Genomic DNA, 314 nt, shown 5'->3' on the forward strand with positions numbered 1-314 from the left:
TTTTTCAAAATTTCTTGGTTTAGTCTGTTTATCTCGGCAGATGGTTTTGGTATTAACCGTGGTTGTATTACAGTCTATCTCTTTTGCTAATTATGCATTAACCACTAAAACGACCAATATTATTTATGGCTCAGCACCTTATTTAACCTTTGATGGTGGTCGTACTCGGGTAACAAATACCGAAGCGCTACTCGGGATATCCCTTTCTGATGGAAGAACATTTACTCCCACAACCAATGATTCAAGAAACCATCCTATCATTTTACCAGCTTCCGGTCAGAGTTTTAATGATATTGGTATGTTAGTACCAAGGA

Annotated in this window: 1 protein-coding gene; it reads left to right on the forward strand. The window is 37.6% G+C overall.

From position 1 onward, the window contains the following. Positions 1-40 precede the first annotated feature (40 nt). Positions 41-314, forward strand: a 274-nt coding sequence (locus H3T83_RS11325; protein WP_198215810.1) for a hypothetical protein, incomplete at its 3' end; no start/stop codon positions are given.

Origin of the sequence: Gilliamella sp. M0320, assembly GCF_016101635.1 — a bacterium.
Classification (GTDB): Bacteria; Pseudomonadota; Gammaproteobacteria; order Enterobacterales; family Orbaceae; genus Gilliamella; species Gilliamella apis.